Raw genomic sequence first — 22,915 nt, 5'->3', positions numbered from 1 at the left:
CCTCACGGGGTGGGCCCGTCGCGGCCCTCCAGGTAGGCCAGCACCGCGAGGACGCGGCGGTGGACGGCGCCGTCGTCCGGATCCAGGCCGAGCTTGGCGAAGATCGAGCCGATGTGCTTGCTCACCGCCCGTTCGGAGACGGTGAGTTCGGCGGCGATGGTGGCGTTGGCCTTGCCCTGGGCCATGTGTTCCAGGACCTCGCGCTCGCGAGCGGTGAGGCTCTGGAGCGGGCCCGCCGAGGACTTGCGGGTGAGGAGTTGGGTGACGACCTCCGGGTCGAGCGCGGTGCCGCCCGCCGCCACCCGGTCCAGGGCCTCCAGGAACTGCTCGACCCGGCCCACCCGGTCCTTGAGCAGGTAGCCGATGCCCCGGGCGCCCCGGGCGAGCAGCTCGGCGGCGTACGTCTCCTCGACGTACTGCGAGAGGACCAGGATCGGCAGGTCGGGCAGTTCGGCGCGGGCGGCGATCGCGGCCCGCAGCCCCTCGTCGCGGAAGGTGGGCGGCAGCCGTACGTCCAGGACGGCCACGTCCGGGCGGTGTTCGAGCAGGGCGGGCAGGATCTCCGGACCGGCCGCCGCGTCGGCCACCACCTCGTGTCCGGAGCTGGTGAGCAGGAGGATCAGGCCCTCGCGCAGGAGGGCGTTGTCCTCGGCGATCACGATCCGCACGGTAGCTCCACTTCGATGTCCGTCGGCCCCCCGGCGGGGCTGCTGACGCGGGTGGCGCCGTCCAGCGCGGCGACCCGCCGCCGGATGCCCACCAGCCCGCTGCCGGCGCGTTCGTCCGCGCCGCCGCGACCATCGTCGCCGATGGTCACCCGCAGGAGGCCGGGGGGCCGCTCGACGCGGACCCTGGCGGCGGTGGCGCCGCTGTGCTTGCTGATGTTGGTGAGCGCCTCGGCGACCACGAAGTAGGCGGCGGCCTCGATCGCGGCGGGCAGCCGCCGCCCGTCCTCCACCCCGTCCAGGTCCGCCGTGACGGGCACGGGGACGTCGGCGGCCAACGCCCGGACGGCACCGGCCAGTCCACGGTCGGTGAGGACCGGCGGGTGGATGCCGCGCACCACGTGCCGCAGCTCGGCGAGCGCGGCTTCGGCCCCGTCCTGCGCCTCGTCCAGGCGGGCCCGCGCGGCGGCCGGATCACGGTCGAGGAGTTGCTTGGCGAGCCCGATCCGCATCGACAGGGCGACGATCCTGGCCTGGGCTCCGTCGTGCAGGTCCCGCTCGATGCGCCGCAGTTCGGCCCCGTGCGCGGCGACCGCGCCGGCCCGGCTCTCGGTGAGGTGGGCGATCCGCTCGGTGAGTTCGGCGGCGGGCGGCGGGGCGAGCAGGGCCATGGTCCAGCCCGCCGCCAGGTCGGCCAGCACCGGGTGCCAGCGCAGCGCCCAGCCCGGCCGGTCGGGCGGCTCGATGCCGTACTCGTCGGCCCGCCGCCGGTCCACCAGCCCCACGACGGACAACGCGATGCCGTCCACCAGCAGGGCGAGGGGCCACAGGATCATCGTGAGGTAGCCGAGCCCCATGCCGAAGAGAGTCTGGAGGGGCAGCCAGAGTGCGAGCCGCCAGGTGGTCCGGTCGGTGAGCGTCCGCCGGACGCGTTCGGGCAACTCGCCGCCGCCCAGGGGCGGATAGGAGGCGGGGCGGTGCCCCGGCCCGAGCCGGGCCGCCGCTCTGCGGCTCTCCGCCGAGGCGGCCCGGCGCAGCAGGGTCGCGGCCTCCGGCAGCGCGGGCAGCCCGATGATCGCGACGGCGAACAGGAGGGCGGCCACCACCAGGAACGCGCCGACGTAGGTGAGCATCGCGACCCCGATGCCGATGAGGAGGTAGCGGGAGGCGTCCCAGGAACGCCGGACGGCGACCGCGAGGGGACCGGGTGGTGAGCTGCTCATGGCAGCCCACGGTACGGGGGCGGGCCCGCCCCCGGAGGGGGGCGGTCCCCCGGCCGGGGGTGGAGCTGGCTGCACCCCCGGTCCGGTAGTGCGCACCCTCGCCCGGCCGTCCCCCGGCTCATAGCGTTGTAGCAGGTCAAACGGTACGGGGACGGTGGAGGCGAACAGTGGGTACGACGATGGTGGAGCAGGGAGCCGCGCTCGGTCTGGAGGGGGTGAGCCGGAGCTACGGGCGGCGCGGGAGCAGCCGGAGGACGACGGCGCTCGACGGGGTCAGCTGCAGGGTCCCGGCCGGAAGCTTCACCGCGGTGGTCGGGCCTTCGGGTTCGGGCAAGAGCACCTTTCTCCAGGTGGCGGCGGGCCTGGACCGGCCGACCTCGGGGACGGTCAGGATCGCCGGCACGGATCTCGGGTCGCTCTCGGAGGCCGCGCTGACCCGGCTGCGCCGGGACCGGATCGGTTTCGTCTTCCAGTCGCACGCGCTCAATCTGGTGCCCTCGCTGTCCATCGAGGAGAACGTGGTGCTGCCGCTGGTGCTGGGCGGCGCGGATCCGGGCGGCCCCGATGTGCTGGCGCGCGGGCGGGAGTTGCTGGCCCGGGTGGGGCTCGCGGGGCGCGGCGGCGACGGGCCGTCGACGCTGTCGGGCGGCCAGCAGCAGCGGGTCGCGGTGGCGCGGGCGCTGGTGACGGAGCCCGAGGTGATCTTCGCGGACGAGCCGACCGCGTCCCTCGACCCGGAGTCCGCGGAGCTGGTGCTGGCGCTGCTGCGGGACGCCGTCAGGACCGAGGGCCGCACGGTCGTGATGGTCACCCATGACCCGGTGGCGGCGAGCTGGGCGGACACCGTCCTGACGATGGACGGCGGTCGGCTGCGATGAGGAGGCGTAGGGGCACGGCGGCCCAGGAGTCGGCGGAAGCACGCAACAGAGGTACGGGCGCGGCGGCCCGGGAACCGCTCGGGGTGCGGCAGGGGTCGCGGCGGGCGTCGGCGTTCCTGGCCCGGCGGTCGCTGGCCACGCATCGGCGGGCCTGGGCGGCGGTGATCGTGGCGACGGGGGCCGCCGCCGCGCTGGTCGGCGCGTTCGCGTTCGTCATCGGCTCGCTGCTGGTGGCGGCGCCGCCGGTGCAGCGGTACGCGGGCGCGGACGCGGTGGTCGCGGCGGACCAGAAGGTGTCGTACACCGCTAAGCCCTGGGGCAGCGAGCCGCGGACGGCGACGGCGTATCTGCCGGAGCGGGCCCGTCTGGACCGGTCGGTGCTGGCGGCGGTGGCGGGGGCCGACGGCGTGGCGAGGGCGGTCGCGGACGATTCCGTGCCGGTGTCCACGGGCGACGGGCGGCCCGCGGTGGGCCGCTCCTGGCCGTCCGCCGTGCTCACCCGGTACGAGCTGGCCCGGGGCCGGGCCCCGAGGGACGCCACCGAGGTCGTCCTGGACGGCTCGCTCGCGGCGGGCGGCCACGCCCCGGGCGAGCGGGTCGTGCTGCGGGCCGACGGAACCGCCCGGACGTACACCGTCAGCGGGACAGCGCGCGCCGGTCACGGCGGCGACGGTCCCCCGGCCGTGTTCTTCACCGAGCCCCGGCTGACCGCCCTGGCCGGACACCCGGGCCGGATCGACGCGATCGGCGTGGTCGCGGAGCCGGGCGTCTCGCGGGACGCGCTGCGGGACGCGATCGGCGCGGTCCTGCCCGAGCGTTCGGGCGTTCCCGACTCGGACCGGGGCGTGCGGGTGCTGACGGGTGCGGAGCGCGGGGAGGCCGAGCACGTGGACGCGCTCGGCGCACGCGGTGACCAGTTGGCCCTGCTCGGTTCGATCGGCGGCACGGTGCTGATGGTCGCGCTCCTCGTGATCGCCTCGACGCTGTCGCAGGCGATCCATCAGCGGTCCGGGGAACTGGCGCTGCTGCGGGCGGTGGGGGCCTCGCCCCGTCAGCTGCGGTCCGCGATCGGCCGGGAGGCGGGCCGGGTGTCCGCGGCGGCGGCGTTGCTGGGCGGCATCGGGGCCGTACCCCTGGGTCTCGCGATGCGTTCGCTGCTGAGCACCGATCCGCTGCCGCTGCCGGTGCCGTGGTGGCTGCCGCCCGCCGCGGCGCTGGCCGGCGGGCTGCTGGTCGCGCTGCCGGCGCGGCCGGTCGCGATGCTCGCCGCCCGGTCCATCACCCGGCTGCGGCCGGCCGCCGCGCTGGGTGCGGCGACGGCGGACGAGCCGAGCGAGCCGGGACGGTTCCGTGACGTGGCGGGGGTGGTACTGGCGTTCGCCGGGATCAGCTCGGCGGGGGTCGCGACGACGCAGAGCGGTCAGGCGGCGGGCGCCGCGGCCTCGGGCGCGGCGATGTCCCTGGTGATCGCGGTCGCCCTGCTGGGGCCTCGGGTCTCCCGGATCGTCCTGGGCGTGCTGGGCCGTCCGATGCGGAAGGCGGGCGGGGTGTCGGGGTTCCTGGCCGAGCGGGCCGCCTCGGCGCACACCCGGCGGCTCGCCACCGCGTTGACCCCGATCGTGCTGGTGGTCGCGTTCGTCTGCGTGCAGCTCGCCTCGGGGCCGACCATGGAGCGGGCCGCCGGCCGCCAGGCGTCCGCCGCGCTGCGGGCGGACCTGGTCGCGACGGGCGGCGGGGCGGGGCTGCCCGCCGGAGCGGCCAGGGCGGTGCGGGAGACGCCGGGGGTCACGGCGGCGACCGGGGTGCTGCGTTCGGCGGTCGTCCTGGCCGACCGGCAGGCGGGCGAGCCGGTGCTGACCCGGCTGCCCGTGCTGGGCGTGGAGGCGCGCGGCCTGTCCGGCACGCTCGACCCCCGCGTCACGGCGGGCGACCTGGACCGGCTCACGGGGCGGGACGCCGTCGCGGTCGGGGCGGACCGGGCGAAGAGCCTGGACGTCGGCCCCGGGGACCGGGTCGCGCTGCGGCTCGGCGACGGTACGCGGGTGGAGCCCCGGGTCGTCGCGGTGTACGAACACGCGCTGGGCCTGGGCGAGTTCCTCTTCCCGCGCGAGGCGCTGGCGGGCCATGTCTCGGCCGCGCGGAACCAGGTCGTGCTGATCCGGACCGAGGCCGGGTCCGGGTCCGCCGCGGACCCGGCGGCCGCGGTGCGTCAGGCGCTGGCTCCGTACGGCGGCGGGGTCGCGGTGCGGGCCGCCACGGGCGACGACGTGGCGATCGCTCCGCCGGTGTCGGACGGGGACAACGCCGTGATCGTCATCGGCGTCGGGGTGATAGGCGGCTTCGCGCTGCTGGCCGTGGTGAGCACGCTGGCGCTGATCACGATCGGCCGCCGGGGCGAGTTCCGGCTGCTGCGGATGGTCGGCACGGGGCGTCGGCAGCTCCGGCGGATGCTGGTGCTGGAGACCGGCCTGGTCACGTTCGCCGGGCTGGTGATCGGCACGGCGGTGGCCGCGGTCCCACTGACCGCGTTCGCCGTCTCGCTGGCGGGCACCGCACCGTATCTCCCGCCGGTGCACTACGCGGTGATCGCGGGGGCGGTGGCACTCGCCGCGGCGGCCGGGACGCTGGTCCCGGGCGCGTCGGCCGGGGGACGCTTCGTCCTGGGACGCCGGGCGGGGTGAGAGGCGAGGTGGGAGGCGGCGGCGCGGGGCGGGAGGCGAGCTGAACGGTGGGCCGGGCGGGTCCGGATTCAGACCCGTGCCAGGCCCGCTTCCCGTACCGCCACCGCCTCCATCGCGTCCAGCACCGGCCGGATCAGCGGATGCCCCTCGGCCCCCTGCCGTACGGCCGCGAAGACGCGGCGGGTGGGGGCGCTCCCCTCGACGGGGCGCACGACCACCCCGGTCAGCTCCATCCCGCGCAGCGCGGACCGGGGCACCAGGGCCACTCCGGCGTCGGCCCCGGCCAGGGCGACCACGGCACGGAAGTCGTCCGAGGAGTGTTCGAGGCGGGGGGCGAACCCGGCGAACTCGCAGGCCAGGACCACCACGTCATGGCAGGGGTTGCCGGGGTAGGGCCCGATCCACGGGTCCTTCGCGAGGTCGGCGACCGCCACCTGGTCCTGGTCCGCGAGCCGGTGGTCCACCGGGAGCACCGCGTCGAACGGCTCCGAGTACAGGGGGACGCGGGTCAGGCGGCGGTCGTCCTCGGCGGGCGCGCCCCGGTATTCGACGGCCACCGCCACGTCGACCTGCCGGTCCAGCACCATCGGCACGCTCGCGTCGCCCTCCGCGTCCTGGACCTTGACCCGGATGCCGGGGGCGGTGCGGGCCAGCTCGGTGAGGGCGGGGGCGAGGACGAGGCCGATGCCGGTGGCGAACGCGGCGACCGTGACCGTACCGGCGACACCCGCGCTGTAGTCGGCCAGCTCCGCCTCGGCCCGCTCCAGCTGGGCCAGGACCACGTTGGTGTGGCTCAGCAGGATCTCCCCCGCGGCGGTGAGCCGGGCGCCGCGCGCGCCGCGTTCGACGAGTCGGTGACCGGTCTCCTGCTCCAGGGCGGCGAGCTGCTGGGAGACGGCGGAGGGCGTCAGGTACAACGCGGCGGCGGCCGCGGTCACCGTGCGGTGGTCGGCCACCGCACGGAGGATTCGCAGCCGCCGCGCATCGATCATGTGCCCATTGTCCCAGGTCGCGGCGGCTGCCCGACCCGGTGAGCGGTTATGCCTCCGCGTCCAGGGCGGCCCGCGCGTCGACGAACGCGTCCACGGCGCGGTTCACGTCGTCCGTGGAGTGCGCGGCGGAGAGCTGGACCCGGATCCGGGCCGCGTCCTGCGGGACGACCGGGTAGGAGAAGCCGATCACGTACACCCCGCGCTCCAGGAGCAGTTCCGCCATCCGGCCCGCCTTGCCCGCGTCGCCGATCATGACGGGGGCGATCGCGTGGTCGCCGGGCAGGATGTCGAAGCCCTCCTCGGTCATCCGGGTGCGGAAGAGCGCGGTGTTGGCGTTCAGCTGCTCGCGCAGGTCCCCGGCGGACTCCAGCAGGTCGATGACCTTGAGGGAGGCGGCGGCGATGACCGGGGCGAGAGAGTTGGAGAAGAGGTACGGGCGCGAGCGCTGGCGCAGCAGGGCGACGATCTCCGCGCGGGCCGCGACGTAACCGCCGGAGGCCCCGCCCAGCGCCTTGCCGAGGGTGCCGGTGATGATGTCGACCCGGTCCATGACGCCGTGCAGTTCGGGTGTGCCGCGTCCGCCGGGGCCGACGAAGCCGACGGCGTGCGAGTCGTCGACCATGACCATGGCGTCGTAGCGGTCGGCCAGGTCGCAGATCTCCTGGAGCGGGGCGACGTAGCCGTCCATGGAGAAGACGCCGTCGGTGACGATGAGGCGTCGGCGGGCCCCGGACGCCTCCTTGAGCTGCGTCTCCAGCTCGCCCATGTCGCGGTTGGCGTAGCGGTGGCGCTTCGCCTTGGAGAGGCGGATGCCGTCGATGATCGAGGCGTGGTTGAGGGCGTCGGAGATGACCGCGTCCTCGGGGCCGAGCAGCGTCTCGAAGACGCCGCCGTTGGCGTCGAAGCAGGAGGAGTAGAGGATCGTGTCCTCCTGGCCGAGGAAGGCCGAGAGCCGCTGCTCCAACTCCTTGTGGACCTCCTGGGTGCCGCAGATGAAGCGGACCGAGGCCATCCCGTAGCCCCAGCGGTCCAGCGCCTCGTGCGCGGCGGCGATGACCTCGGGGTGGTCGGCGAGGCCCAGGTAGTTGTTGGCGCAGAAGTTGAGGACCTCGCCCGCGCGCCCGCCGGCGGTGACGGCCACGGTCGCGGACTGCGGGGTGCCGATCACGCGCTCGGGCTTGTGCAGGCCGGCGGCGCGGATCTCGTCGAGGGTGGTGCGCAGGTCGTCGCGTACGGAGTCGAACATGCGGATTCCTTAAGGGATCAAGGGCGAGGGGCGAGGACGAGGGCGAAGGGCGGTCGGGAGGTCAGACGGTCCAGTCGAGGATGACCTTGCCGCCGAGGCCGCTCGCGGCGTCGTCGAAGGCCGCTTCGTAGTCGCGGAAGCCGTACCGGCCGGTGATCACGGGGGCGAGGTCGAGTCCGCCCTCCAGCAGGACGGACATGGCGTACCAGGTCTCGTACATCTCGCGGCCGTAGATCCCCTTGACGGTGATCATCGAGGTGACGATGCGGGACCAGTCGACGGCGAACTCCTCGGCGGGCAGGCCGAGCATCGCGATGCGGCCGCCGTGCGTCATGTTGGCGACCATGTCGCGCATCGCCTCGGGGCGGCCGGACATCTCCAGGCCGATGTCGAAGCCCTCGCGCAGGCCCAGCTCCCGCTGCCCGTCGGCGATGGTCCGGTCGGCGACGTTGAGGGCGAGGCCGACGCCGACCTTGCGGGCGAGGGCGAGGCGGGCCTCGCTGACGTCGGTGATGACGACGTTGCGGGCCCCGGCGTGCCTGGCGACGGCTGCGGCCATGATGCCGATCGGTCCGGCTCCGGTGATCAGGACGTCCTCACCGACGAGCGGGAAGGACAGCGCGGTGTGCACGGCGTTGCCGAACGGGTCGAAGATCGCCGCGATGTCGAGGTCGACGGGGGTCCGGTGCACCCACACGTTGGAGGCGGGCAGCACCACGTACTCGGCGAACGCCCCGTCCCGGCCGACGCCGAGGCCGACGGTGGAGCGGCAGAGGTGGCGGCGGCCGGCGAGGCAGTTGCGGCACTTGCCGCAGACGAGGTGACCCTCCCCGCTGACCAGGTCGCCGACGGCGATGTCCGCGACGTCGGAGCCGGTCGCGGCGACCTCTCCGGCGAACTCGTGGCCGAGGACCAGCGGGGTGGTGACCGCCTGCTGGGCCCAGCCGTCATAGGCGCGGATGTGCAGGTCGGTGCCGCAGATGCCGGTGCGCAGGACCTTGATCAGGACGTCGGTGGGGCCGTACTCCGGCTCCGGCACGTCCATCAGCCACAGTCCGGGTTCGGCCTTCTGCTTGACGAGTGCCTTCACGGCTGCGGCTCCCTGACGTCGGTACGCGAGTGGATACCCCGGGCCTCGGGGCATGTCGGAAGAACCCTGCGGCCCGGGGTGGTTTTCGGGTGGTCGCCCCCATGGCGGGAGCGCGGCGGGACGGGACGGGCCACGTCGTAGCTGCACGACGCACGAGTGCGCAACGCACGAGTGCACGACGCACGGCATGCCGCTGTACGACACACCGCCGCACGTCGTACGGCTCCACGCGCCATCCTCGGCCGTCACCGAGCAATCTGCCGTACGACGGGGCCCGGGTCCATCGAGGATTTCTTAAGCACGGTCGCAGGAGACCTTCACGCCCGCCCATGGCTTCACCGAGCGCTGCCGTCGCCGGCGCGGCTACACCTCGCCGTACGGGCCCAGGAAGCGGGGGCGGCCCTTCTCGATCCGGTAGAGGAAGATCCCGTTCTCGAACCGCACGCGGAGGGTCGAGGCGTCGAAGGCGAGGGTGCGCACGATGCCCCGGTGCTCGGTCCGCGCGAGCCGCCGGGGAATGCCGCTGCGCACCTCTTCCGAGGCACTGGTGGTCCCGGCGGCCCGGGCGATCAGGCCGACCGCGTCGTACGCCTCGGCGGCCCAGGTGGCCGGGGGCTCGCCGAAGCGTTCGCGGTGCGCGGCGGTGAACGCGCCTGCCGAAGGGAGGGCCGTGGGGTCGGCGTACGCCTCGGCGAAGACCCAGCCGTCGGCGGCGGCACCCGCGCCCGCGAGGAAGGCGGGCCCGAGAGCGGGTCCGGCGGCGACCCTGGTCCCGGTGAAACCCTCGCCCGCAAGCGCGGTGGCCAGGCGGGCGGCCCGGGACGCGTCGCCACCGCCGAGCACCACGGCGTCGGCCCTGCTGGTCACGGCCTTGCGTGCGACCGCTCCGAAGCCCGCGTCCCCCCGGACGAGGGGGTGTTCGATGAGGTCGGCACCGGCGATGGCGGCATCGCGGAACGCGACTCCGGTCTCCGTCGCGAGCACGGCGTCGGCGGCGTCCTCGACGAGCAGGATGCGGGTCGCGGGGCGGGTGTGGGTCAGGTAGCTGATGAGTCCGGTCGAGAGCGCACGGTCGAAGGGGCGGGTCACACAGAGGTGGAGACCGGTGCCCGACTCGGCGGTGGTGGAGCCGGCCGCGACGACGACGGTGGCGAGCCGCTCCTCGGCATACCGCGCGACGACGTTCTCGCGCAGTACGTCCGCGGTGGGACCGACGACCGCGATGACCTCGGGGTCCGCCGCCAGCCGCCCGGCTGCCCGCAGCGCCGCCGCCGGATCCCCCGCGTCGTCCTCGGTGCGCAGGGCGAGCCGGAACGCCTTGTCCTCACGGGCGTTGTGGTCGGCGACGGCGAGCTGGACGCCGCGCCGGTGGGCCAGGCCGGTGGCCCGTCCGGGTCCGCCGAGGTCGGCGTGGAGCCCGATCGTGTACGTGGGCGGCTCCCCGGAGCCGGCCGACGGGCCGCCCTCTCCCCCGCCTCCGCGCCGCAGGGCGATCCAGGTCGCGGTGGAGCCGCCGGCGAGGAGGACGGCCCCTGCCGCCCCGGCGGTGAGCAGCCGCCGGCGGGCGGGACCGGACGCTGTGCCGTCCCCGGCCGGGGCGAGCGTGGCGGGCAGCGGTTCGGGGTCCGGGAGCGCGAGGGCGGCGGCGGACCGCTCGGCGATCAGTGCGGGAAGCCCGGCGACCATCTCCCAGGGGGCGGGAGCGGGTGCGGTGCGGGGGCCTTCGTGCGGGCCCGGGGCTCCTCGGCGGCCCGGGTACTCCCTGGGGTCCCGCACCCGGCCCGGGTCCCCGGGGTCGCCCGGGGCCTTCGCCGCCAGGGCGTCGCGGACCCGGCTCGCGGTCGGCCGGGCGGCCGGGTCCTTGGCCAGGCAGGCGGCGATCAGGGGCGCCAGGCCGGGCTCCACACCCGTGAGGTCCGGCTCCTCGTGGATCGTGCGGAACAGGGCGCCCGCCCCGCCGCCCTCACCGAACGGCGGCCGCCCGGTCGCCGCGTACACGAGGACACAGCCGAGCGAGAACACGTCGCACGGCGGCCCCAGCGGTCCGGCCGACGCCTGCTCGGGGGCCAGATAGCCGGGCGTGCCGATCACCGCGCCGGCGGTGGTCAGCGCGGTGGCGCCCTCGTGGCGGGCGATCCCGAAGTCGATGAGGCGGGGGCCGTCAAGGGCGAGCAGCACGTTGCCGGGTTTGACGTCGCGGTGGATCAGCCCGGCTCCGTGGACCGCGACGAGGGCTTCGGCGAGCCGGCTGCCGAGCGCCCTGACGGTGGTCGTGGGCAACGCGCCGCCGCCCACCACCTCGGCCAGCGAGGGCCCGGGGACGAACGCCGTCGCCAGCCACGGTTCGCGGTCCTCGGTGTCCGCGCCGAGCACCGGAACGACCCAGGGGCCGGTGATCCGGGCGGCGGCCTCGGCCTCGCGCCGGAAGCGGGCCCGGTACCCGGGATCGTCGGCGTGCTCGGCCCGGATCACCTTGACGGCGGCGAGCGTGCCGCCCGCCGAGCGCGCCAGGTAGACCACGCCCATGCCGCCCGCGCCGAGCCGGACGAGGGTGCGGTACGGGCCGACGGTGCGAGGGTCCTCCGAGGTGAGGGGCCGCACGTCAGCGCTTCGGCTTCGGGGCCGGGCCGAGATAGCGGTGGCGGCCCTTCTCCACCCGGTACAGGTGGGCGTCCTGGCCGATGACCTGCTGACGCTTCTCGTCGAACGCGTACGTGCGGGAGATCCCCTCGTACCGGGCGGCGGCGATCGCGGCGGTGAGCGCGGACCGGGTGGGACGGCCGTCGCCGGAGGGCGTGGCGCTCGCCTTCGCCTTCTTGGCCACGGCCTCGGTCAGGGCGGCCAGTTCGCGGGCGACGAGCCCTGCCACGTCGTACGCCTCGGCCGACCAGGCGGCGGGGGCCTCGTCGAAACGCTTGCGGTGGGCGGCGGCGAACGTCGCGGCGGCCGGGGCGCTCGCGTCGGTGAACGGTGCGACGAACTCCCAGCCGTCGGCCGCCGCGCCCGCCTGTTCCAGGAACTCCGGCCCCATGACGCTGTGCTGGGCCATGCGCGGTCCGGTGAAGGAGAGGTCGGCCAGGATGCGGGCGACCCGGGCGGCGCCCGCCGCGTCACCGGCGTAGAAGAGGGCGTCGCTCCGGTGGGAGAGGAGGTCGGTGACGACCGGGTCGAAGACGGTCGTCCCGGCGGGCACCACCCGGGGGTGGGTGGTGCCGGTGGTGAGGTCGGGGGTCATCAGGTTGATCGCGTAGCCCGCCTGGTAGGCGCTCTGCCCACCGGACCGGTCGATCAGGATGCCCAGCCGTTCGACGTCGGGGCGCAGCAGGAGGCGGTTGACGACGGGGACGGAGAGCGAGGCGTAGGAGGGGGCGGCCTGGAAGAAGGAGCCGTTGGCACGGGCCGGGAAGGTGATCTGGAGGGCCGACACCGCCAGGACCGGCAGCACCGCCTCGTCGTAAGCGGCCAGTGCCGCCCCGGCGGCCTCGTCGCCCGTGGGGCCGATGACCGCGACGACCTCCGGATCGCGGGCGAACTCCTCGGCGACCAGCGCGGATCGGGCGGGATCGCCCTGGTCGTCGAGGACTTTCACGGCGAGGCGGAAGGGCTGGTCGTCGAGGGCGTTGAAGCGGTCGACGGCGAGCCGGGCGCCGCGTTCCTGGGCCCGTCCGGCGGTGCGCAGGGGGCCGGTGAGGTCGGCGTGCACGCCGATGATCCAGCGGCGTCCACCGGGAGCGTCGTCCCCGCCGCCGGGTTCGTCGCGGGTGAGGCGTACGGCGGCGAAGACGCCCGCACCGAGAGCCACCGCTCCACCGGCCGCGAGCAGCAGGAACCGCCGTCGGCCGGGGGCGGGTTGTGGCGGGCCGGGCCTCTCGGTGACGGTGGCGTCGATGTCGGGCAGGGCCAGCAGCGCGGCGGACCGGTCCGCGATGATCCGGACGACGTCCTCGGGCAGCCAGTCGGCGGTGGCCCCGGCGGGGGCGTCCTCGGCTATCAGGGTGTCGAGGTCGGCGGCGGCCGGGCGCTCGCCGGGATCCTTGGCGAGGCACCGGTCCAGGAGCGCGCGCAGGTGGGCGTCGTCGACGCCGGCCAGGTCGGGTGCGTCGTGCACGGTGCGGTAGAGGACGGCGTCGACCGCGCCGCCGCCGAAGGGCGGCCGACCGGTGGCCGCGTACGCCAGGAGGCAGCCGAGCGAGAACACGTCCCCGGCGGGCCCGGCGGTGTTCCCGGACGCCTGCTCGGGCGGGAGGAACCCGGGGGTGCCGACGACCAGGCCGGTGGCGGTCAGGGCGGTGGCGTCGGCGGCGCGGGCGATCCCGAAGTCGATCAACCGCGGGCCGCCGGCCGCCAGCAGGACGTTGCCCGGCTTGACGTCGCGGTGGACGAGCCCGGCGGCGTGCACGGCCGCCAGGGCGCGGGCGAGCAGCAGGCCGAGGACGGTGACGCTGCGCACGGGCAGTGGTCCGCGCCGGGCGACGATGTCGAAGAGCGTCGGCCCGGGGACGAACTCCGTGGCGAGCCAGGGGCGTCCCGCCTCCGTGTCGGCCCCGGTGACGGGGACGGCCCAGGGGCTGTCGACCCGCCGGGCGGCCTCGGCCTCACGGCGGAAGCGGATCCGGAAGTCCTCGTCCCCGGCGTGCTCGGGCAGGATCACCTTGATCGCGGCGAGCGCTCCGGCGTCGGTGCGTCCGAGGTAGACGACGCCCATGCCGCCCGCCCCGAGGCGGCCCAGGAGCCGGTGGCCGCCGATCCGGGCGGGGTCGGTGGGTCGCAGGTCGTCCATCGCCCGGCCTCAGCTCTGCTTCTCGACGGCGGATCCCAGCCGGACCAGCATGGCGGCCTGCGCCTGGACGACGAGGTCGTCGATCTCCCGTTCGGTGCGCCCCTTCGCCCCCTTGCCGGTCACGGCGACGGTGAACTGCGAGGTCTGCGCCTGCTGCCAGGAGTAGTGGTGCGGTCCGCCGAGCTCGGAGCTCTGGTACTGCCCCGTCTCACTGAGGGAGTCCTCGGAGGCGGCTTGCGTGGACTCGCCGCCGAGGAGCGCGGCGGCGACCATGGAGCCGATCAGCTCGCCCTCGCGCAGCTGCTGGGTGGGGCAGCGCATGCTCTCCTCGATCGACTCCGCCATCTCCCAGGCCGCGTCCCCCGGGGTGCGGTGCACGGTGACGACGGCGCCGAGGCGCACCGGCCCCTTTCCCGGCTCGGCGGGCAGCTCGAACGACCGGGTGAGGGTGGCCAGGACGCTGTACGCGGGCTTCCGCTGCTGCCAGACGCAGTCCTCGCCGAGCACGGGCCAGGTCGCGGGGTCGCTCTCGTACGGGCTCCGCTTCACCACTCCGGGGCCGAAGCTGTCGGGGCCGGCGATGACACGGCCGATGAGGTCGCGTGCCTCGGCCCGGGTCTTCGGGAGCCGGGCGGGGTCGGGTACGAGCGATTCCGAGGGCGACGGCCCGGCACCGGTGCTGCCGCCGGGGTCCGGGCTCGCGCTCGCACCCGTCGGGGGGTCGCGCCTCTCCGCCTCCCCCCGGTCGTCCGCCGCGCCGGAGCAGCCGGCGAGCAGCGCGGTCGCCAGGGCCAGGGGCAGCCCGAACCGGACCCCTCTTAACGGCACGTGACAGGTCACAGCGTTTCCCCGTTCCTCCTCGACGCCGCGTCGATCATAGGTTCGCCCGGCTCGGTCGGTGGGTGCCGGCGAGGGACTGTTACCTCGTCGGGACAAGCACCGCACCGCCCCCGGGGCGCCGGGCTCCGCCCTCTCAGGCGGTCTCCGCCAGGAAGGCGCCGATGTGCTCGACGAGGGCGTCCGGCCGGTCCTGGGGAATCAGCGTGTAACTGTCGGCCACCTCCACCAGCCGCCCCTGCGGCAGCAGTTCGGCGAGGCGTCGCCCGTGGTCGAGCGGCATCACCCGGTCCTCGGTCGCCCAGATCACCAGCGCCGGCCGGTCGAAGGCGCGCAGTCGCTCGGCCCACCGCAGGAGTTCGGCCTTGTCCGGTACGCCGAGCACGTAGGCGCGCAGGTCGCGGCGGATCTCCGGGGAGGTCTGGAGCGGCCGGAACCACCGGTCCATCGTGGCGCGCGGGACGGGTCGCTTGCTCATCCAGCCCCAGGTCATGGGCAGCCGCCGCGCGGGCCGCAGCCGGAGCAGGGAGAAGGCCGCCCTGATCCCTCCGGGCAGCCTGGCGGAGGCGACGAGGTTCCGGCCGGGCAGCCCCGGCGGGTAGTTGTCGAACGCCTCGCACGACGTGATCACGAGCCGGCCGATCCGGTCGGCCCGCCCGTCCGCGACCAGGGCCTGTGCGCCGCCCCAGTCGTTCATCACCAGGGTCACGTCCTCCAGCCGGAGCGCTTGCAGGAACTCCGCGACCAGCCGGGCGACCCCGAGGACGGAGAGGTCGGCCCCGGCGTCCATGGGCCTGCGGTGCCCTCCGAGCGGCAGGGTCGGCACGATGCACCGCACCCCGTCCCCGAGCCCGGCGACGACCTCGTCCCACAGCGAGCCGTCCATGGCCACGCCGTGCAGGAGGACCACTACGGGCCCGTCGCCGCCGGTGTCGTGGTACTCGATCACGCCCGCGGAAAGCCTCACGTCGCTCATGCCGTCAACGTAGTGCAGCGGCCCTCGGGCCAGCGCCTGACGCAGCGTAGGGATTCCCTCCCCGTCCTTGATAACGTCGCCCCCGCGGCTGTGGACTTCTTCCCCCGACCCCAGCCGTACGGGGTGGGCACGGGGACCGGGCGCGGCAGGACGAAGAGGGCCGACAGATGAGCCTTGCACAGGTGCACTACTCCTCCGCCGCGCCGGGGGACGAGGGAACGGCTGGCCGGTTCACGGCGGTCGGCCCAGGAGTGTCGGGCGCACTGCTGGCGGAGATCGAACCCTTGGTGCGCTACGAGCTTCCCGGGGGTGTTCCCGACCGGCCGTCCGACGCCGAACTGCGCTCGCTGCCGCAGGCGTTCGGGTATTTCGTCCTGTCCGACGGCAGTCGGCTGGTGGCGCGTTCGGCCCCGGTACGGGACGTGGGCGGCGCGGGGTCGGGCGTCCGGTTCCACGCGCACGCGGTGCACGTGCCGGTGGGGGTTCCGCTGCCGGGCGACCGGCTGCCGGTCGAGGCGTGGCGGTCGCCGCACTGGGTGGCGGTGACGCCCGGCGGGGCGATACCCGATCCGCTGGCGTTGCCGCCGGGTCCGGCGGCGGTCTCCGAGGGCCTCGACGACTTCGCCGTCTCGCGCGGCCCGTGGCTCGCGGCCGTGCTGGCGGATCTGCGCCGGGCGAGCGACGCGGAGGCGGCCGGCGGGCAGCCGGTGGTGCTGGTGGAGCGGCAGTGCGCTGACGTGGCCCGGTGGCTGGGGCTCGCGTCGGTCACCTTGCCGAGGGAGAGCGCGGAGCGGCTGACGTTCACCACGTACACCCGGCGGCCGGAGGGTTCGGCGTCGCGGGTGATGGGGGTGCTGCCCGAGGACGCGGCGGCGGCACGGGCCGCGGGACTGCGGGTGCACGAGTGCGCGGGGCCGTCTCCGGCGGGCGGCGGTACGGGCGACGCGTGGGCGGCGACGGCGGCGCGGGTCTGGCGGAGCCGGTCGCCGGAACTGTTCGGCGAGGCCAGGGAGTTGCCCGGGGAGCCGTTCGCCGCGGGCCCGTTGGCGGTGACGGCCCTGTGTGCGGGAGTGGAGCTCGGGCCGGACGAGCGCGCGGCGGCGGCCGGTTGGGCCGCCGATCGCCCGTACGCGCTGGACGCCAAGCGCACGGGCCAGTTGGTGGAGGCCCTCACCTCCCCCGGCATCGACGACCGCACGGGACCGGAATTCGACTCCGTGGGACTGCTGTTCGGCGCGTTGGAGGGCCGCTGCCCGGCATCGGTGACCGCTCCGCTCGCGGCGATGCTGGTCACGGAGGCGGTACGGGGCGGCAACGGCTCGCTGGAACTGCCGCGCCGGGACGCGTTCTCCGGTCCGGAGGGGGCGGAGGTCGCCGCGCGGCTGGGCCCGGAGATCCTGACCGAGCTGGCCGACACGGCCGGATCACGCTCGGTGGCGCGCACCGTACAACTACTGCGGGTGGCACGGCTGCTGGGCGTGGACGGCAGGGATTCGCTGCCGGGGGTCGTGAACCGGCTGGCGCCCGCGCTGCTGGCGGAGGCGGCGGCACACGAAGGGTCCCCGGGCTTCGCACCGGCCCTGCTGGAGCTGCTGGACGAACAGTTCGAGGTGCGGACGGCGTTGCTCGGCGCGCTGGACCGGATCGCGCCCGAGGACCCCGGGGCGGTGGCCGGGTTCCTGGAGCGGGTCACGCTGCCGTTCACGGGCACGCAGGCGCTGCCGCATCTGCGGATGTGCGCCGAGGTCCCGGAGGCGATGGCGACCCTGGGCGGTGACCGGGCGGCGATGTGGCACCGGGTGCTGCGGGCGGCCGGCCTCTCCCCCTTCGCCGAACCGCTGGTGCTGCGCACGGCGGTCGGCCTGGTGTGGGAGGACCGGGCCCCGACGGTGGAGGAGGCCCGGCTGCTGCTGGACGCGGCCACCTCGGACGCGCACCGCGCGGCCGGTACGTGGGCGCGGCTGGTGGACGCGGCGCTCGGGGCGTCCGCTGCCGGGACCTCGGCCGCCGGCACGCCCACCGCCGGGACGTCCGCCGCCGGGACGGACGAGGCGGCCGGGCTCGCCCACGACCTGCTGCGCGGCTTCCCGGAGGAGATCGGCGGCCGGGAGCGGGCAGGCCTCCTCCTCCTGGTCCTCGTCCGCGAACTGCGCACCGGAGCACCGGAGCCCGGCTGGGCGGAGCGCGTCCGCACGCTGTGCGCCCGGGCGGAGCCGGTCGAACCGGCGCTCCGCGAGCGGGCGTACGCGGCCCTGGTCGAGCGCCTGCTGGCCCCGGACCGCCCGGGGGCCGAGCTGTACGGCTTCGTCCACGGCGAGGACGCCGAGCTGATCGCCGCCTACGACCGGGCCGCCCGGACGGAGACCGTACGGGCGAGGCTGCGCACCCAGCCCGCCTACGCGGCGGACTGCTTCACCGTCTGGACGGCCCACCCGCACGCGGGCCGCGCGTGGCCCCCGGTGGCCGCCGCCCTCCTCGACGAGGTCCTGCGCCCCGCCGTACGCGGCATGCCGGCCGAGTCCGTGGCGGAGGTGGAGGAGACGGTGGGCCGCACGGGCAGCAGCGGCCGCGCCGACGCCTTCCGCGACTGGAACCGGTCGAGCGCCCTGGGGCGGTTGGGCCGCCGGATCGCGGGGCGGGTGCGGCGGGGGTGATCCCCGCCCCATCGACGCCGTGCGGATCGGCGCCGATGGGGCCTGAAGAGTGGGATCAGGGCGTGAAGCCCGTTACCCGGACCGCGCTTCCGAAGGTGTGCTCGTCCGCTCTTTCCACCTGGAAGCCCGCCGAGGCGAGGATGCTCGAAAGAGCGTCCCGCATGCAGGTCTGCACGCTTTCGTAGTGGCGGATCGTGTGGGGCAGATTCGAAGGATCAACCCCGCTTTCCAGAAGGTTCACCGCCTCGGTCGCCAGTTCCTCCCGGGTGTTCCATTCCACCAGCACACCGCCGTCTGCGAGAGGGTCCACCTGGACATCCGCACCCGGTCTGCCCGCGGGGCCCTCTCCGAGTTCCGCTCGGTGGGCGGGAATTCCCGCCCGGACCAGCGCGAGACGGGCCGCTTCGGCCAGTGCGTCGCGCCGGCCGATGACCTCCGGCGGGGCTTTCGGCGGCACGTCGAATCCGTGCTCGCTCACGCGTCCCTCACTCCCCTTCCTGCTTCTGACCTGCCGACGAGAGCGCCGAGCGTCCGCCGCCGGCTTGCTTGACGTACTTTGCCAGCAGTTGCTTCGCCGCACTTTCGATTCCGGCGTAGTACGGAACCGACCAGGTGACGGGCGTGCCCCCCTTGAGAGCGCCGGCCAGCTCGGAGGCACAGGCCGCACAGGGTTGCCGCTCCGTGTAGAGAGCGGTGATTTCGCTGGGGTCGATCTTCTTCGCCTTCAGCATGTCCAGGATCGCCGTCTCCGAGTGGCCCGAGAAGCTGCTGCTCGCCACCACCAGATCCCCGGTCTTCGGGTCGTTCCATCCCGGCACCCTGGCCACAGCCACATTGTGCTGTGCCCCGAAGAATCCGGATTCGGTCCTGAACTGGTAGGCCATGCGGCTCAGGTCATCGCTGTTGTAGCGGATCAGTCCGCCGCATCCATTGGCGGCCGAGGACGCCGCCGGTGCGGCGAAGCGCCTACTGCCGCGCGTGCAGAACTCGACGAACTCGTCCATCGCCCGGTACCCGATGCGAGCGACGACGTCGTCGGCCAGGCCCAGGGCACGGAGCCCGTTCAGTGCGTCGAAGAAGCCGATGCCGGTCCTCGCCGCGGCGTCCGCCGCCCTGACCGCGTCCGCGATGGGCCGGAGGATCTTGCCGGCGAACAGGGTCGCCACATCCACCGCGGCCCAGGCGCAGCCGCCCCAACTCCCGTTCTCACCACCGGGGGTGAGTTTCTGGGCGCATCGGATCCAGCTGCCGAAGAGGATGTCGATCGGGTCGACGCCCTGCTGGTACTCCCCGATCGTGATGGTGTGCGTGACCTCGGTGTACAGCGTGTCCGTCTTGTGCTCGCCCAGGTACAGCGTGTCCGCCGAGGGGCACGAGTTCGCCCATACCTCGCTGGTGCACAGGTAGAGGTCGAGGTCGGCCTTGTACCCGATCTTCTGGGTCATCGTGCAGTCGCCGTCGTAGGCGAGCTGGTCCCACCAGCCGTCGCAGCCATCGGTCTTCTTCAGGACCTGCGGCTTGCCGACCTGATCGATGCGGTCGACGACGTAGAAGACGCCGCCGATGGGGCCGCCCGCGTCGTCCGGGACGGTCCCGGTCCCGATCTGCTCGGCGTTCCCCGCGCTCTCGGCCTGCTTCGCGGCTTCCTGGGCGGACTCGGCGTACGCCTGCGCGTCCTTGGCAGCCTCCTCCGCGGCTGTCGCGGCGACGTCGGCCCGGTCGGCGGCGGCTCGGGCCTGACTGGCGGACTCCTCCGCCCGGGTGGCGGCCGCGCGGGCGGCGGCCGCGTCGAGAGCGGCGGCGTCGGCGGAGGTGCGGGCTGATTCGGCGTGGCCTTCGGCCCGGCCCGCGGCCTTGTCGGCGGCCACCGCGTCGGCGGTCGCCTGGGCCTGGTAGCCGATGGTGCGGGCCAGCGACTGCTGCGCCTTCGCCGCCGCGGTCGCCGCCGCCGCCGCGTAGGTCAGGGCCTCCTTCGCGTAGCCGCGGGCGTCCGCGGCGTGCTTGGCGGCGTTCGCCGCGTGCTGGTAGGCGGCCTTGGCGTCGCCCTGTGCCTGGTTGGCGATGATCTGCGCGGCCGCGGCCTCCTCGGCAGCGTTGACCGCGTGGGCGTCCGCGACGGCCTTCTGCTGCTCGGCGATGGTCTTCGCCGCCTGGCCGGACAGGACCACCAGAGAAGCGGCCGAGTCCTTGGTGACGTACGGCGAGCCGAGCTGGATGGCGTCGTTCGCGGGAGCCGCGACCTGCGCCGCCGAGTTCCCGGCGTCCACCGCGGCCTGCGCGGTGACATAGGCGAACCCCGCCGCCTTGGCCGCGGCGGCGGTGGCCTTGTTGGCCTCGGCCCGCGCCGCGTCGGCCTCGTTCTTGGCCGTCTTCGCCCTCGCCTCGGCCTCGTTGGCCAGCTTGACCGACAACGCGGCTTCGGACGAGGCGTGTTCGGCGGCGTCGATGGCGTCGGCGGCCGAGCTGGTCGCGGTGCGCACCGCGGCGTCCGCCCGCAGCTTCGCCGCCTGCGCTCCGTCCGAGGCAGCGCGGGAGCGCTTGGCCGCGGCCTCGGCGCGGGTCGCCGCCGCGTCGGCGTCAGCCGCGGCCTGGGTCGCCGCGTCAGCCGCGGTACGGGCACGGCCGGCCGCCGCCTCGGCGTCGTCGGCGTGCCGGTCGGCCTCATTGGCCGCCGCCCGCGCGGCGTCCGCCGCGTCCCCCGCGTCGAGGGATTCGGCGTAGGCGCCCTTGGCGGCAGCCTTGGCGCGCGCCGCGTCCGCCTTCTGCTGCGCGTCCCAGGCGTCGTCGCGCAGTTCCTTGGCCCGGTCCCGGGCGGTCTCGGCGTCGTTCTTCCGGGCCACCGCCGTGGCCTCCGACGCCTCGGCCTTGCCCTTCGCGGTCTCGGCGTTGGCGGCTTCCGTCTCCGCGGTCTGCCGGTGCCTGGCCGCCTCCGACTTCTTGAGGTCGGCGGTCTCCTTCTCCTTCTTCGCCGTGGCCTCCTCGGCCTCGGCCTTCAGCCGCTTGGCGTGCGCGTCGGCCGCCGCCGACTTCGCGTCGGCCTCCGCCACCAGGGTCTCGGCGAGCTTGGCCTCGGCCAGCTCCTTGTCCTTCTTGGCGTTGTCACGGTGCAGCTTGGCCGCGTCGGCGGCCGCCTTGGCCTGCAGCTCGGCCCGGTAGGCCGCCTGCTTGCGGAACTCCGCCTTGGACTGCGCCGCCTGCGCCAGCGCCCGCTGGGCGATCGTGTCGCTGTCCGCGGCGGCGGCCCGGGTGGCCGCCTCGGCGGTCTCGCCGGCCTTCACCAACGCCGTGACCGCGGCCGCCGCGCCCTGGGTGACCTGCGCCTTCTGCTGTCCCACCAGCAGACCGCGGCCCCGCGGCGCCCCGTTGGCGTCCGCGATCGCGTACGCCGCCTGCTCGGCGGTGACGCTGGCGGTCTGGGCGGCCGTCGCCGCCGTCGCCTGGCGCTTCAGCTCGACCAGCTCGGCCTTCGCCCCGGTGCGCGCCGCGTTCAGCCGCTGCGACGCCTTGGTGAACTCCGCAGCCGGAGGAACGCTGCCGTTGTGCCCGGAGACCTTGAACAGCACCTTCTGCGTGCCAGCGGTGCCACAGGTGGCCGCGAGCGCGTCCTGCCCGGTGGTGTACGCGGGGAAGTTCACGCACTTGGCCGCCCCCAGGTTCTGCAGGGTGGCGCTCGCCCGGACGCTGAACTTCCACACCTGCATGGGCGTGTCGTTGCAGGTCCAGATCTGGATCTTCGTCCGGTTGGTGGCGACGTCGAGGCACTTCTGCGAGTTCACGTTCTGCAGGCTGTAGCCCTCGCCGTACCCCCCGCCGACCCTCCACTGCTGGGCGGCGGACGAGGAGCAGGCGACGACCTCGACGGCCGTACCGTTCGCGGTGCCCGAACCCTGCACGCCCAGGCATTTGCCGGTCGCGCCCGGGATCTGGACGGTCATCGGGGAGCTCCCGATCCAGCCGAGGCCGCCCGAGGACCAGTAGTCCTGCCAACGCGTGATGTGGTCGGCGACCCAGGAGTGGCCGAGCAGCTTGCCCATCGACTCGGAGGCCTTGGTGAGCGCCTGGACGGCGTTCTTGTTCGCGCTCAGGATGTCGTTGCGCTTGGCGGCCTGCGAGCCGATCTCCTGCTGCCACTCCGCGGCGGCGGTCGTGGAGACCTCCCCCAGGACCTTCGCCGGGTCCATCGGGTCACGCCACGCGCAGGCGGCGAAGCGGGACTTGAGGTCCTCGACCGCGACCCTGTGCTCAGCGGTACCCGGCTCCGGCACCGTGCTCGGGAAGCCGCCGGAGCTCAGGAAGAGACGGGCGTTGTCCGCGCCGGTCGGCTCCCACGTGTCGTCCGTCAGATGCTCGTAGGCGTCCCGCAGGGCGATCTGCCGGTCCCAGTCCGGCTGGGCCGGGTCGGGTTCGCCGTACAGCGGCTGCCCCAGAGCCTTGACCGCCGCGACGGTCCCGGCGTCCGCCGGCGGCGTCGCGTCCTCGTAGAAGTCGCCCTCGTCCTTCCAGAACCGGTCGGCGATCCACCCCATCAGGCCGGTCTGGGAGTGGAAGTCCTCACGGTCGTCACTACCGGTCCCGGGCGGCCACTCGAAGTCGACGACGGAACCGAAGCCGCCCGGCGTCTCCAGCCCGGTTATCTTCCAGCTGTCGTGGAGCGCGTGGAGCCGGTCGAGCTCAGCACTGGCGGCGTCCCTGTCCGCTTGGTAGGCGGTGGCGAGCGGCGTGTCCTCCCAGTAGTCCCGGTCCGCCAGCTCGCGCAACCGCTCCGGACTCTGGTTGAGCCCGTCCTTCGCGGTGGCGGCCATGGACGTCCCGCCCAGCCGCAGCACGTCGCTCATCAGGCACTGGTCCTGCCGCAACTGCTCGGCGGAGGTGTCCTGGTTCCAGTCGTAGTCG

At 74.8% G+C, this 22,915-nt stretch carries 14 protein-coding genes; 3 read left to right on the top strand and 11 right to left on the bottom strand.

Annotation, left to right across the window (positions count from 1 at the left end; genetic code table 11):
• Positions 1–2: 2 nt before the first annotated feature.
• Positions 3–668, bottom strand: a complete 666-nt coding sequence (locus tag ACIRJT_RS18880; RefSeq protein ID WP_403910546.1) for a LuxR C-terminal-related transcriptional regulator — start codon at positions 666–668, stop codon at positions 3–5.
• Positions 656–1,888, bottom strand: coding sequence for a histidine kinase (locus tag ACIRJT_RS18875; protein WP_403910544.1), 1,233 nt, complete (start codon positions 1,886–1,888; stop codon positions 656–658). The genes ACIRJT_RS18880 and ACIRJT_RS18875 overlap by 13 nt, the downstream gene beginning before the upstream one ends.
• A 179-nt stretch (positions 1,889–2,067) precedes the next feature.
• Between ACIRJT_RS18875 and ACIRJT_RS18870 the strand changes: the two genes are divergently transcribed.
• Both ACIRJT_RS18870 and ACIRJT_RS18865 read left to right on the top strand, forming a co-directional pair.
• Positions 2,068–2,766, top strand: coding sequence for an ABC transporter ATP-binding protein (locus ACIRJT_RS18870; RefSeq protein ID WP_403910605.1), 699 nt, complete (start codon positions 2,068–2,070; stop codon positions 2,764–2,766).
• Entirely contained in the window at positions 2,763–5,447 is a 2,685-nt protein-coding gene (locus tag ACIRJT_RS18865) for an FtsX-like permease family protein (RefSeq protein WP_403910542.1), read from the top strand. The genes ACIRJT_RS18870 and ACIRJT_RS18865 overlap by 4 nt, the downstream gene beginning before the upstream one ends.
• A gap of 68 nt (positions 5,448–5,515) precedes the next feature.
• Here ACIRJT_RS18865 and ACIRJT_RS18860 read toward each other — a convergent pair whose 3' ends face one another.
• From ACIRJT_RS18860 to ACIRJT_RS18830, 7 genes are all read right to left on the bottom strand, one after another.
• Positions 5,516–6,439 carry a LysR family transcriptional regulator gene (locus ACIRJT_RS18860; RefSeq protein WP_397922097.1) on the bottom strand — a complete coding sequence of 308 codons (924 nt, stop codon included), beginning with the start codon at positions 6,437–6,439 and terminating at the stop codon, positions 5,516–5,518.
• A gap of 46 nt (positions 6,440–6,485) precedes the next feature.
• The gene (locus tag ACIRJT_RS18855; RefSeq protein WP_403910540.1) at positions 6,486–7,685 is read right to left on the bottom strand and encodes a glycine C-acetyltransferase; all 1,200 of its coding nucleotides are present in this window, start codon (positions 7,683–7,685) and stop codon (positions 6,486–6,488) included.
• A 61-nt stretch (positions 7,686–7,746) separates the two neighbouring features.
• Positions 7,747–8,775 carry an L-threonine 3-dehydrogenase gene (gene tdh / locus ACIRJT_RS18850; protein WP_403910538.1) on the bottom strand — a complete coding sequence of 343 codons (1,029 nt, stop codon included), beginning with the start codon at positions 8,773–8,775 and terminating at the stop codon, positions 7,747–7,749.
• A gap of 363 nt (positions 8,776–9,138) precedes the next feature.
• Positions 9,139–11,376 (bottom strand): ABC transporter substrate-binding protein, encoded by a 2,238-nt coding sequence (locus ACIRJT_RS18845; protein WP_403910536.1) that lies wholly within the window; start codon positions 11,374–11,376, stop codon positions 9,139–9,141.
• Position 11,377: 1 nt separating this feature from the next.
• Positions 11,378–13,555 (bottom strand): bifunctional serine/threonine-protein kinase/ABC transporter substrate-binding protein, encoded by a 2,178-nt coding sequence (locus ACIRJT_RS18840; protein ID WP_403910534.1) that lies wholly within the window; start codon positions 13,553–13,555, stop codon positions 11,378–11,380.
• A gap of 9 nt (positions 13,556–13,564) precedes the next feature.
• Positions 13,565–14,395 carry a hypothetical protein gene (locus ACIRJT_RS18835; protein ID WP_403910532.1) on the bottom strand — a complete coding sequence of 277 codons (831 nt, stop codon included), beginning with the start codon at positions 14,393–14,395 and terminating at the stop codon, positions 13,565–13,567.
• A gap of 133 nt (positions 14,396–14,528) precedes the next feature.
• On the bottom strand, positions 14,529–15,368 hold the full coding sequence (locus ACIRJT_RS18830) for an alpha/beta fold hydrolase (RefSeq protein ID WP_403910530.1): 840 nt from the start codon (positions 15,366–15,368) through the stop codon (positions 14,529–14,531).
• Positions 15,369–15,535: 167 nt separating this feature from the next.
• On the opposite strand from ACIRJT_RS18830, the gene ACIRJT_RS18825 reads away from it, so the two are divergent.
• Positions 15,536–18,022, top strand: coding sequence for a GTPase-associated protein 1-related protein (locus ACIRJT_RS18825; protein WP_403910528.1), 2,487 nt, complete (start codon positions 15,536–15,538; stop codon positions 18,020–18,022).
• Positions 18,023–18,077: 55 nt separating this feature from the next.
• Here the strand turns inward: ACIRJT_RS18825 and ACIRJT_RS18820 are convergent, their stop codons facing one another.
• Together ACIRJT_RS18820 and ACIRJT_RS18815 are read right to left on the bottom strand one after the other, a co-directional pair.
• Positions 18,078–18,500 carry a hypothetical protein gene (locus tag ACIRJT_RS18820; RefSeq protein ID WP_403910526.1) on the bottom strand — a complete coding sequence of 141 codons (423 nt, stop codon included), beginning with the start codon at positions 18,498–18,500 and terminating at the stop codon, positions 18,078–18,080.
• Between the two features lie 7 nt (positions 18,501–18,507).
• On the bottom strand, positions 18,508–22,857 hold the full coding sequence (locus ACIRJT_RS18815) for an RICIN domain-containing protein (RefSeq protein ID WP_403910603.1): 4,350 nt from the start codon (positions 22,855–22,857) through the stop codon (positions 18,508–18,510).
• Positions 22,858–22,915: the final 58 nt, after the last annotated feature.

Origin of the sequence: Streptomyces sp. NPDC102283, assembly GCF_044766265.1 — a bacterium.
GTDB lineage: Bacteria > Actinomycetota > Actinomycetes > Streptomycetales > Streptomycetaceae > Streptomyces.
Note: the sequence above shows the minus strand (reverse complement) of the source record. Positions and strands in the feature narration are given on the sequence as shown.